Raw genomic sequence first — 12,649 nt, 5'->3', positions numbered from 1 at the left:
CTTCACGCCCCGTTTGCGGAGCAGACTGGCTTCCCCGCCTCGCAATCGCGTCGAGATGAACGAGATCCCCAGGAAACACGGACGAATTTGTAATCTTGGTGCAGCGAGCCCCCCCAGGCTCTTGGAGGTCTCGCCTCGTGGTAAGATCACCCCTGACGCGACTGACAACCACATCGATCCGCAACTAGGCAACGCACGATCAATTTCTGTCGTAGTGGACGAAGCGACGAGTCCAAAGCCGCAGGACTCGTCGCCTCGTCCACTACTAAAACCGACACTTATTCATCGTGTGTTGCTAGATGAATCCCCCCTCCCCCGCAACGACATTCGGGCCTAAACGCGATCCGAGACACTCACGTCACCCGTGCGATAACAATTTGGCGTCTAATTGATACCAGACTAGCCGAAAGCCGCACCAGCCGCGTTCGCTCCAGGCTACTTCCCCACGACCATCAGGACCGCAACGATGATTGACCCCACCGAGATCCAACGCCGTCGATTTCTCGCCATTGCGGCCGCCAGTAGCGGAGCGTTCGCGCTGCCGGCCGTTGCGGCTGCGGACGAGACGGTGACACCGAGTGACAAATTTGTCTCGCTCCGCGAGGCCCACATCGGCACCATCAAGATCGATCTGCGGATCATGAACCAATTCGGTGACCAGCCCCAGGAGGTACAGGACTTCTATGTCGCTTGCCGTGCTGCTCTCAATGGTGCCAACCCAGAGCAAGCCGTGGCGGATATCTGCAGCAAGTTCAATCGGCACAAGCTCGGCGGACCGATGTTGGGCGACGTCACGCCAACTAGCGTCGCGGTCTGGATGCACATGCCCAAGCCGACCGCCGTGACAGTGACGATGACGGAGAACAACGGCGGTCACTCAAAAGCATTCACGTCGAGTTCTGATAGCCCCATCCTATCTATCCGCTGCAACGGTCTTCGCAACGACACGGGTTACACCTACACCGTCGCCAACCAGGCGGGAGTCGAGCTTGGCAAAGGTCAATTCGTGACGCCTCCCGACAAGCTGAACGAAAAGCCCTGGCGAATCACCTTCGGTGGCGATTTTCATAAGATCGGAATGTACCGCCCGGAATTGATGCAATTGATTCGCGAACGTGGTAGCCGGGCGATGTTGTTGATCGGCGACAGCGCAGTGGATGGTCGCAAAGACGATCTTCCCATGATCAACACCGACTACATGCTGCGGAACCTCTCGCCGGCGATCCAATCGTTGACGGCAAACGTGCCCACATTGGCAACCTGGGACGACCATGATTACTGGGGCAATGACACGTCGGGCAAGCTCACCCGCTCCGGTAAACCAATCGATGTGCAGAAACTTCGAGAGACGTGGAAGTCGCAGTGGAACAATCCACAGCGTGATCTCGCGGATCGCAAGGGAATTTACTTTGCAACTCACTTCGGGCCCATCCATTACATCGCATTGGACACGCGTTCTTGCCGAATTCACGAGCGGAAGGGGCGGGCGGGGTCATTCCTCGGCGACGAGCAGATGAAATGGCTAGAAAAACAATTGGCCGATTCTGATTCCCCATTCATTCTGATCAGTGGCGGCACGATGTGGACCGACCATATTTCCAACGGCAAAGACAGTTGGGGAATTTGGGACAAAGAAGGTCGGGAGCAAATTTTCCAATGGATCGATAAAAAGTCAGATTCGAAAGCGATGCTGTTGTCCGGAGACCGCCACGGCGCACGAGGCTTTCAAATCCCCAGACCCGGTCACAAAACGATCCACGAGTTTGAGGTCGGAACGCTAGGTGGTGTACCAGGGCCGGAAGCATTCGGTGACGACCGCACCCACCAATTGTTTGGGCTGCCATCGAGGTCATGGGCGTTCGGAGAGTTTTCATTCAGCCAGCAGGGCGCAACCCCCGAAGCAGTATTCCGGTTGATTAACGAAGAGGGAAAAGTGATCGAAACGGTAACCGTTTGAGTTTGCCCCGTTCAGCATACCTGCCCCGAATCTCGTCTATTGCTTCGTTGATTTCCTGAGGTCAGGTCGACGGGGGTCTGGATCGAAAAACCTCGCATTTTCTCCCACGCAGTCATGGTCTCCGATGTCTGCCCGGGCGTGCTCGATAAACTTCATCAGCCTCGCCACCACTTCCGGGTGCTGCGCCGCAACGTCTCTGGTCTCAGAGATATCTGTGTCGAGATCATAGAGAGCTGGCGTTTCCAAAATCACGTTATCACCGACCTTCGAAAACTTTGCCCACGATTGATTGACAGGCAGGGGCAAGTGTAGCTTCCACTTCCCCAACCGAACGGCCTCGAGACGCCTATGACCGTAATAGAAATAGGGCTTCATTGGTAGCTCCGCCCCATCCGCCGTTGTGAACAGAGTTGTGATATCGCGTCCATCGATGACACGGTCCGAAGGCGTTTTCCCGCCCGCAAGCGCTGCCAATGTCGGCAACAGATCGATGGTCGCCGCTACTGCGTCGCTCTGCGTTCGCGCGGGAACCTTTCCCGGCGCCCGGATTACGAAGGGAACTCGCAAGCCACCTTCCCAGGTCGACGTCTTCGCGCCGCGAAGCGGTGCCGCTGACCCGCCATGCTGCTCAGCATTAGGGCCCAACCTTTTTAGATGGTTCGGACTACGTCCCAGATACCATGGACCGTTGTCGCTGCTAAAAATCACATAGGTGTTCTCGTCCACGCCAACGTCTCGCAACACCTTCAATATGCGGCCAACGTTCCAATCGATCTCCTCCACGACATCGCCATAGATGCCGCCCGCTGAACTTCCCTGAAACGGATCCGAGACGGCTAAGCGGATGTGTGGCATCGAGTGAGCCAAGTAAACGAAGAAAGGATTTTCCTTGTTCTGCTTGATGAACGAAATCGCCTCATCGGTGTAGCGGCGAGTCAACTGGCTCATGTCGGCCTTCTTCTCGATGACCTGATCGTCACGCAGCAAGTTGACAATTGAATCGTTGCTCGAGGGTGTACCAAAAAAGGTATCGAACCCCTGGTAGGTCGGCAGCAGATCACGCGAATACGTGGACTGCGAATGCCCCGCAAGATCCCATTTGCCAATGGCCATCGACACATAACCGAGCGGCTTCAAGACTTCGGCAATGGTCACTTCCTCGGTGTGCAGACGTGGATGAACAGCGACGTCGTTCTTTTCCGTGGCCAGTCGCATCGGATAACAGCCCGTCATCAACGACGCCCGCGACGGCCCGCAGACGGTTTGAGCATAGAAGCTAGTTAGCTTCAAACCCTCGTTCGCCATGCGATCGATGTTCGGCGTCTTGATCGTCTTCGAACCAAAGCAGCCAACGTCGCCGTACCCCAAGTCGTCACAGAAGATGATCACGAAGCTTGGCTTGCTGGGTACCTCCGGTGCTGCGGCAACCGCGGATGCACTCATCCACACCAGCATGGCCAGCACGCTCGATGTGCTGGGCAGTCGAAAAATGGATCTCATCAGTTCTCCAGCTCGTCTCATAGGTGGATGGATATTTTGTCTGCAAACGGCCCGGTTGGATTCTGTCCGCGTTATCAAACTGAGACGAGAGCGTGACTCGCCGCAGCCGGCGTTCGCAATTTTGCCAAGTGGTGCTCGTGTATTTTATCATGCGACTTGGCCGCGGGTCAGTCTATTCGGTTTCGCACCGGGGGACCGCAAGCACGCTCCGTTGGCAGGCGATGTGCCATGAACGATAGTTCGATTTGGAATGATTCAGATTCAAGTTGAATGGAAACGCCCCTGGGGGCTCCCTCACGGCACGGCACCGTCTTTCGTTGAGTTGCGATCGCTACCGATAGGATCCTATTGCCCGGCTTTTGCAGAGAAGGTTTTGGCGAGCGAACTCGGCGGGACTCCGTACACACGTTTGAAGGCGCGAGAGAATTGGAACGCGTCAGCATAGCCAAGACGTTTTGCGACTGCACTGACTTGCAGGCCCCGTTCAACGAGCAACTCCGCAGCGTAGTTCATCCGCAAACGCAACAGATACCGATACGCACCCGATCCGGTGAATCGCTTGAACAACCTCGAGAGGTAGACTGGGGAGAAGCCGAGCTCGGCAGCGACCTCCTCCACTGTCCGAAAATCAAGAAACCGCTCTCCGATCAGGTGACATGCCATCTCAAAAGTTTGAGAGGCCTCGGACGACTCCCCCGCGGGAGCGGACACGAGTCGCTGTTGAATCTTCCGCAAGAACACACAGGTCAACATCTCGCAGATCGAATGCGAGTGCTCGCCCACATCACGGGCTTCGCGATCGATCAGGTTCCACAGCTCGACGAATTCGTGCGGTCGTCCGATCGTCACCGGTCTACCATCGAGCAACCCCAGCTCAGTGAGTCTCTCGGTTGCCTCCGTGCCCGCCAGATCGAGGTAATACTTCCGCATGTTCTCGGGCGGCAGGTTCCGGATCCGATGTGGGATGCCGGGGCCGTAAGCGAACATCGATCCGACAGCCAACTCGTGTTCCTTGCCCCCCATCTCCAGAATCCCGCGTCCCTCGCTCACCCATTCGATGGCGTGATACGGGAAACTGGATCGCTCCACCACGTAATCGGCATCCATCCGCTCCACGCCTCCGCAGACGAGCGACAACGGCTGCGCTTGCGAGGGTTGTAGATTAAGGTAAAAACGCCGCGCGTCATGCGTCTGACGGGATACAAAGTCAGGATCGACAGTCATCGACTCAGGTTAAAAAAAGACATGCATGGTTCAGATTTGGCTATGGAGAATACCAGCACGAGGCCCACAATGATACGCAAAACACGAACCACCGATGCAACTCGAGAAACGAATGCACGGCCTGGGCAATCGCGACGCCCGTCAACCCAGTGCGCAATTTCGCGCATTAGGGAAGACTCGTTAATCGGGGCGTGAAGGTGCGCCCCTGGCCGGCAGGCCGCCGACCCGCTAAGACCACCTCGTCCTTTCCATACCCACCACACGAACCAGGAGAAAATTCATGGGTGTTGCAACGCTCCCGACGCGCAGGCTCGGAAACACCGATCTGGACCTACCGATTCTCAGCTTTGGCGCCTCATCGCTCGGAGCCGAATTTCGCAACGTGGAAATGTCAGAGGTTTTCGCGAGTGTGCGTGCGGCCTTAGAGTTCGGCATGAATCTGATCGATACGTCCGCCTATTACGGTCGTGGCATGTCCGAGGTCTTACTCGGCATCGCTCTGCAAAACGTCCCCCGCGACCAGTACATGCTGTGTACCAAACTGGGCCGGTATGATGTCAACCATTTCGACTTCTCAGCCAAACGGGTTGCTGAAAGCATTGACGTCAGTCTGCACCGACTGCGTACCGACCACCTGGACATCGTGCTATGCCACGACATCGAATTCATTCCGCTGACGCAAATCATCGAGGAGACGATCCCGGCACTTCGCAAAGCCAAAGAGGCTGGCAAGGTACGCGCGATCGGGGTCAGTGGCTATCCGATGAAGGTGTTTGGTGAGGTGGCTACGCAGGTCGACCTCGACTGTATCATGTCCTACAACCAGTATACATTGCAGAACACTCGGCTGGTCGATGAGGTGCTGCCGCAACTCAAACCCAAGGGCGTTGGGGTCATGAATGCTGGCCCATTCGCGGCGAGATTGCTGACCAACGCACCGCTGCCGAGTTGGCACAAAGATTCACCGGAGGTGCAGCAGGCTGCACGGTTGGCTGCCCAGCACTGTGAGAAGCAGGGAGTGGACATCGCCAAATTGGCACTCCAGTTCTCATGCAACCACCCCGACCTTGCCACCACGGTGGCGGGCAGTGCCAACCCAAACAATATCCGCAAGTGGGCGGAGTGGATCAGCCAACCAATCGACGAAGACTTGCTCGCGGACGTGCTCTGTATCCTCCAACCCGTTCACAATATCAGCCACAGCGAAGGTCTTCCGGAGAACAACTAGCGATGAAAGCACTACAAATCAGCGAAGCCAAGACGTGGAAACAAATCGACATCCCCGAGCCCGGTGATCCCGGCCCCGATGAAGTGCTCGTCCGCGTTCATCGGATGGGAGTCTGTGGAACCGATGTCGGCTGCTATCTAGGCAGATTCCCCTTCTTCGAGTTCCCTCGCATTCCTGGACATGAACTGGGCGTCGAGGTTTTAGAGGTAGGGAAGGGCGTCACCCACGTTCAACCCGGCGACCGCTGTTGTGTCGAACCTTATCTTAACTGCGGCAAGTGCGACTCCTGCCAGCGTGGACACACGAATTGCTGCGAACACAACCAAACGTTTGGCGTCATGTGCGATGGCGGACTGACCGACCAGGTCATCCTCCCAGCCCGGAAACTGCATCCCGTTGGATCGCTTACCTACGAACAAGCGGCTCTCGTCGAGACTTTGGCTATTGGTTGCCACGCCGTCGACCGAGGCGGCCCCAAGCCAGGCGAAAACGTATTGATTCTCGGCGCCGGTCCGATTGGTTTATCCGCCATGGAGTTCGCCAGGCTCGCCGATGCCAATGTGATCGTGGCAGACATCAACCAACAGCGACTGGACTTCGTGTCGAACGTGATGGGCGTCACCCAGACGGTGCAACTGCAAGGAGACGAGCAAGACTTCGATGCCATTAGAGATCGAGGCGATGGCCGGCTTGCCGACGTGATCATCGATGCGACCGGCAATCACCACAGCATGGTGCGTGCTTTCGAATTCGCTACCTTCACGGGGCGAGTGGTCTATGTCGGAATCACACAAAACGATTTGCAGTTTCCACATGCAGCCGTTTTCCATCGACGCGAGCTGTCCCTGTTGGCTAGCCGCAATGCGATGCCCAAGGACTTCCGACGGATTATCCAGTTGATTCAAGAGCAGAAAATCAACACAGAACCCTGGATCACCCATCACGCGAAGTTTGAGGACGTACCAAACGTCTTTGACCAGTGGATCGCTCCCGATTCGGGAGTCCTGAAAGCGATGATCGAAGTAAGTGGGTGATACCGCGAGACTCCCTGTATCTGATTCGCAACACGTGCGAGACATCGGAGACCGCGGATTCTGCTAAAATCTGTCAGTGGACCCTGAAACCGGATCGCTATCGGCGGTCCCTCGTTTCCAAATGTTGCCTCCCCTTTGACGAGCACACGAGGCAACATACCGGTGGGTAACGGACAGGTTATGAAGACACGTCACACGATATTTCGCCAACTGATCTGAACTACGGGAGCTGCTAGCCGTGACCTCGATGCCAATTCTGCCCACCTTCCTGACACTTTGCTTGATAGCGATCGCGCCATCGGGCGGGGCCTTGAGTGCCACCGAAGTGAAGGTCACATCGCCCTCGGGAAACCACGCGATCCACTTTTCACTGATCGAAGGGGTGCCGCATTACAGCGTCTCTTATCAGGGAACTGTCATCCTTGCCGATTCCGGCCTGTCATTGAATCTCGCTGGCGATGCTCTGGGCGAAAGATTCGTCGTCAAGGACACCCGAACCGAGTCAATGCAGGATAGTTGGGTCCCCGTGGCCGGATCGAAGAGTTCTTACCCCAACGCGTACAACGAATGCGTCGTTCAGCTACAGGAAACCTCCGAACAGAAGCGTAGACTCGACCTCTCATTCCGGGCATACGATGAAGGGGTCGCGTTTCGCTATACGATTCCCAAACAGCAGGGTTTCGCAGCAATAGAAGTTCGGTCCGAGGACAGTCTGTTTCAGTTCACCGACGATCACTTTGTTTACTGGGATGACTACCCCCAGGCAGAATACACCAAGGTGCCAATCTCGGAGATGCCCGACCATTCGATCCGGCCACTACTCGTGGAAGCCGGACCGCATTTTGTGGCCATTGCCGAAGCCGGCAGTCTCGAACACTACGCGCCGATGATGCTCAATCGTTCCGGCGAAAACCAATTGGTCACCCGGTTCAGAAGTGGAACCGTTTCGGCAACCGATTCCCTCGTGACGCCATGGCGCGTCGTTATGGTCGCCGACCACCCCGGCACGCTGGTCGAGAACCACTACCTGCTCCAAAATCTATCGGCTCCCTGTGCGTTGAGTGATACGTCCTGGATCAGGCCTGGCAAGGTCTGGCGAAGTGGCCTCACGACTGGCGGGGCAAAGGCGATTATCGACTACGCCGCGACCCACAAGTACCAATACGTGCACTACGATGCGGGCTGGTATGGGCCCGAACGAGATGCCAAATCCAACCCGCTGACGGTCATCGACCCGATCGACATGCAGGAGACAATTCGCTATGCGAACGAACATGGCATCGGTTTGATCTGTTACATCAACAAGATTGCGATGTCGCAATACGATCTCGACGAGACGTTTCGCACCTACCAACAATGGGGGATTCGCGGAGTGAAGATGGGCTTTGTCGACTGGAGAAGCCAAGCCGACATGGAGTTTCTGTTCAATGCCATCAAGACGGCAGCAAAGTACCAACTCGTCGTTGACATCCACGATAACTTTCGGTTGACCGGGATCGAAAGAACCTATCCTCATCTCTTGACCGTCGAGGGAATTCTCGGCAACGAAGAACACGCAGACAGAGGCAACCCACCGAAGAATGTTCTGACCACTTCCTTCGCCAGAATGATTGCAGGAGCAGGTGATTACACGCCCTGCTACCTTAACGGCCGCGTTGTCAGCCGTTCGTTTCAGCTAGCTCTTGGGGTGGTGTTCTTCAGCCCTCTGCAGTATTTACACTGGTACGACCAGGCCGATCAATACGCTGAGAAGGCATACCCTGAGCTTGAGTTTTGGAAAGAGATGCCGACGACATGGGACGATTCCAAAGTGGTTCATGGATCGATCGGAAGCCATATGACCATTGCTCGGAGAAAAGGCGACCGCTGGTTCGTCGGCACGATCGTCAACGAAGCTCGGAGCCTCGAAGTCCCGCTGGATTTCTTGGGCCCCGGCGAGTTCACCGCGACAGTCTTTGCCGAAGATCCCGAGAACATGAAGCTGGTCACGATCGAGTCTCGTCAAGTCAACTCGGCCAGTTCGTTGACAGCTACTATGAGTGCGGGAAGTGGCTGTGCGATCTTGATTTCGCCTACGTCGGCCGCCACCAAGCAACCCAACTGAATCGCGAAGCAGGTAGGCAGCGACATTTCGGATGTCTCGGCGAAACTCGAAGGCTCCAGTCCCGCCATATCGCTTCGAGTTACGTCGCGGTAGGGTCCGATCAGCAGACGCTACTCTTCGCCCTCGATCGGCGATGCGACTGTCGTCTCGTTGAAATCACCGGGTGAGCTTATGCCGACATCGATCATTTCCTCGTTGCTGAACCCAACCATTCCACCTGAGCCCTGAGTGGCCGAGGGATCGAAGGGTCCGGAACTGACTGGGCGTGGTACACAGACATCTTCAGGGTGGCAATGAGGCTCGAGGAACCTACCGAGTTCATAGGCATCGCGGTCAGCACCTGGGCACCAGCCGCCTTCGGCCAAGCCGATTTCAGAATAGGCGAGCAGCGAGCCTTTTTCGCGGTGGAAGTCACGGATCGCTAGGTTGTAATTGGAGATCGAACGATAGAATTCGGTTTCGGACAGCACAACACGACGCTGGGCCTGCAACAGGAAGTTGATATTGTCCGTACCATCTTCATATCGCCGCCGCAGCACATCGACCTGGCGCAGATCGGCCAGGTAACGGTTGTAGTTGGTTTCGACGAGTTGGTAGGTCAAGTCGATTTCTCGTGCGGCGTCGGAGAGATCGTGACTGATCCGCAACTCGGTTTCGTTGAGAAGTGCCCGATCACGGCGAAGGTTGAGGTTGGCATGAGCCACCGCGTTGCTGGCCGCTCGCAGCCCGATCGGAGCGGTGAACTCCACGCCAGCACCCCATTGTTGATACTGGCCACTGGTGACCGAACTGAAAAGGTTCTGGTTGTAGGGAGCACCTGAACTGTTGCCGATCAAGTGATCCCCCATGCCCGTCCAGCGGTAGGTACCGATAAAGTCAGCCTGTGGCCGTCGGTTCAACCGAGCTGCGGTTAGCTCCAGCTCTCGCCGTTTGACGTTGTACTTCTGACGTCGAACCTCGACACGTCGCACGAGTGCTTGGCCGAGGGCGCTTTCCCAGTCAAAGACGACTTTGGCATCGAGCGGAGCGGTCGTGGGTTTGAGCAGAGTTCCGTCACTGGCGGGCATGCCGACCAAGTACCGCAGGCGTTGTTCCACTTGATACAAACCAGATTGCCCCGCCAATGCGGATTGAACCTGGGCTTCAAACTCGTAGTATTGCGATCGGGCTTGTGCTTCCTCGTCGCTGCGGCCTGCACCGACGTCCAAACGCACCTGCTGATACTGATAGGTTTGCAGTGCCGACTCGCGACCTTTGACGACCGCCTCGAGGATTCGGTAGGAGGCGGCGAGTTCCCAATAGGCTTGCTCAACGTCCGAGACCATTGAAATCACAGCGGCTTCGAAATCGGCGAGGGCGACATCCTCATTGACCCGGGCGATCAGAACACCGTTGTACTGGCCAATGATACCGCTGGTGCCCGCAATCCGGTTGTAAGTCGTCCCGGCGCCCTTCATCAACGGTTGCCGGTACTCAGCTTCCATGAATCCGGTAAAGGCGCTGGGGAACAATTGACTTTGCCGGCTGGGGTCGTCGGTACGGGTGTAGCCGACATTGCTACGCAGAGCGAACGTGGCTCCCGTTGCCGTACGTTTCGAGACCTCGTTCGTGTAGGTTCCCAAGGTTTGGTTCGTGTAGCTCGGGAACAAGTTGGTGACACCACCACCACCCCCAAACGCGGCCGGGTTGAGGTTTCGAGGGGCATCGATCTTATTCCAGAACAACGCTTGGGTGTACTGAGCATCGAAGGCAGACAGAGCAGCTTCGACGCCGAGCTGTGGACTGGCATGAGCGAGGCTGGGGTCATAAACCGTCGACATCGCGGCGGGAGTTGTGACGATCGTTCCGCCGATCGATCGCAGTACCGGGCTGTTACCCAGTGCCGTGCGAATCGCGTCCTGCAGCGTGATTTCAACAGCTGGCAGCGCCGACGGGTCTTGCAAGGTATTGGGGGCAACGGCGGCCTCCGCTGCCGCAGTCTGGATCGTCGCACAATCCTGTACTTCGGGATACTCGATCTTCAACGCCGAGTGATCGTGATACGACATCACCGTATCATGCGGCCCGTCGGGGATCTTCTGGGCCATCTCGCATCCGAGCGTGGCGACCGAGGCAACGCAGCCGCACAGGATGGCACTCAAGCGTCGACGCCGCCGCTGAGCTCGACTCGCCTGCCGGCCACTGGTGCTAGCGTTAGATGAGTTGTGGCGACGGTTGTCGACAGGGCGGTCGTTAGTGGGTTGCCGATCCATGGCTGACTCAGACTTTCGCAAACATTGACTTCGGTGAGTCCGCGATCGCCCGCCGCATCTGACATCCTTGTCGAGATAGCGTGGCGAGCGAGCGGGTGATAGGTTACGCCAGGCAATGCAGCCCGGCGATCACAAATTCAACTCGTTTTGGGGGAGACGATTGGTTACGGCAAGGCGATAAACGTGCCCGACACCACCGCGGCTTCGACAATGATCGCCCGTCGCTCCAGCGGCGGTCGCTGCAAGAACTTCGGCACAGGCGATCCGGCTCGGTAGTAGCCCTTGCTGTACACGGTCTCACACGGAGGTTGCACCGTCGCGAGGTACGGCAGCATTGGCAGCGTGACGAAAAATCGTGTGCCAGCAGCGAATGGTTGGAAGTATCCCCAACGCTCATGCCCGTGACGTTCGAGCATTCGGTCTTCAAAGTACAATGGGTGCGAGAACGTGTTCGGTGCCGCCCAGGGACGGATAAGCTCTGGCCACACCCCTTCGCCGGAGATCGCTACACGCTGCATGCCATCTTCGGGCAGTGGGATCAGATCGAGTTGCTTGCCAGCAGTGACGGTCTCGGGAATGCGACCGTTGCCAATCGGTTTTTGATCGATGGACACCGCGCGAATGGGTGGCAAGACAAACCGCCCCTGCTCCACCTCGGGGTATCGACGTTTGATGAACGGTTTGGAGAACAATCCACCGTCCTCCTTGATACTAGGAGGCACTTGATTGGGATCTCGCGAGTCCTCGTCATCGCCGGTGCCTCGGTTATCGAGAGCGGCCGGACGATCCAATGGTGCAGAGGGTTCGTTGTCACCGAGCAGTTTTTTCAATCGCTCTTTGCGTTTTTCGTCGTCGGTCAGCGGCGCACCCGCGTCGAGGTCCGCTCCTAGGTCCAACCGAGATCCATCGTCCGCAGAAACGTCGAGCCCCGGGGAAGAACTCTCTACCGCTGCGGAGCCGCTTTGAGCGGCAGTTACCTCATCGGCCGCGAGCATCATGGCAAATGTCGAGACGGGTATCTCGCTCTCAGAAACAGGTTGGTTGATAATCGGACCAGCCCCTTCATCGGCCCAGATCATTGGCGTGCCCACGCCATGTGTCGCGCCGATCGCTGCCAAGAACACCATGAAACGGCGCCGCGCCGTGAATCGGGTGACCGCCAATCGTCGCTGTGGGTCGTCGCCGAACCACCAGTCCCAGATTAGTTTTGACATTGCGATGCGTCTCCCTTGCCGTTTCATGTGAATCGAAAAGCACATGCCGAGTTTCCCCGACAGCCGTTGTAATCGGCGGGACACATCGCTTCCGTCTACGCACAATTCCAAAAACCGGACTCCCCGGCAAAACCCG

General features: G+C 56.9%; 8 protein-coding genes. 4 read left to right on the top strand and 4 right to left on the bottom strand.

Features of this window, described 5'->3' with window-relative positions; all coding sequences use genetic code 11:
- The first annotated feature begins 466 nt into the window (after window positions 1-466).
- Entirely contained in the window at window positions 467-1,957 is a 1,491-nt protein-coding gene (locus tag CA85_RS22540) for an alkaline phosphatase D family protein (protein WP_146393618.1), read from the top strand.
- A 36-nt stretch (window positions 1,958-1,993) separates the two neighbouring features.
- On the opposite strand, the gene CA85_RS22535 is transcribed toward CA85_RS22540, so the two are convergent.
- Both CA85_RS22535 and CA85_RS22530 read right to left on the bottom strand, forming a co-directional pair.
- A complete protein-coding gene (locus CA85_RS22535; RefSeq protein WP_146393617.1) occupies window positions 1,994-3,457 on the bottom strand; it encodes a sulfatase family protein in 1,464 nt (487 codons plus the stop codon).
- A 345-nt stretch (window positions 3,458-3,802) separates the two neighbouring features.
- Complete coding sequence (locus CA85_RS22530; RefSeq protein WP_146393616.1) at window positions 3,803-4,681, bottom strand: AraC family transcriptional regulator; 879 nt, start codon at window positions 4,679-4,681, stop codon at window positions 3,803-3,805.
- A 280-nt stretch (window positions 4,682-4,961) separates the two neighbouring features.
- On the opposite strand from CA85_RS22530, the gene CA85_RS22525 reads away from it, so the two are divergent.
- The 3 genes from CA85_RS22525 to CA85_RS22515 all read left to right on the top strand — a co-directional run bounded on the left by CA85_RS22525 (window position 4,962) and on the right by CA85_RS22515 (window position 9,047).
- Window positions 4,962-5,909: an aldo/keto reductase gene (locus CA85_RS22525; RefSeq protein WP_146393615.1), complete on the top strand. Its 948-nt coding sequence runs from the start codon at window positions 4,962-4,964 to the stop codon at window positions 5,907-5,909.
- A gap of 2 nt (window positions 5,910-5,911) precedes the next feature.
- Window positions 5,912-6,943, top strand: a complete 1,032-nt coding sequence (locus CA85_RS22520; protein WP_146393614.1) for a zinc-binding alcohol dehydrogenase family protein — start codon at window positions 5,912-5,914, stop codon at window positions 6,941-6,943.
- 247 nt (window positions 6,944-7,190) lie between these two features.
- Window positions 7,191-9,047, top strand: coding sequence for a glycoside hydrolase family 97 protein (locus CA85_RS22515; protein ID WP_146393640.1), 1,857 nt, complete (start codon window positions 7,191-7,193; stop codon window positions 9,045-9,047).
- Between the two features lie 110 nt (window positions 9,048-9,157).
- On the opposite strand, the gene CA85_RS22510 is transcribed toward CA85_RS22515, so the two are convergent.
- Complete coding sequence (locus CA85_RS22510) at window positions 9,158-11,299, bottom strand: TolC family protein (protein WP_146393613.1); 2,142 nt, start codon at window positions 11,297-11,299, stop codon at window positions 9,158-9,160.
- Window positions 11,300-11,463: 164 nt separating this feature from the next.
- The gene (locus CA85_RS22505) at window positions 11,464-12,513 is read right to left on the bottom strand and encodes a hypothetical protein (protein ID WP_246113077.1); all 1,050 of its coding nucleotides are present in this window, start codon (window positions 12,511-12,513) and stop codon (window positions 11,464-11,466) included.
- Window positions 12,514-12,649: the final 136 nt, after the last annotated feature.

Source organism: Allorhodopirellula solitaria, from assembly GCF_007859855.1.
GTDB classification, from domain to species: Bacteria; Planctomycetota; Planctomycetia; order Pirellulales; family Pirellulaceae; genus Rhodopirellula; species Rhodopirellula solitaria.
The sequence above is the reverse complement of the archived record's forward strand: the minus strand, read 5'-3'. Positions and strand labels throughout refer to the sequence as shown.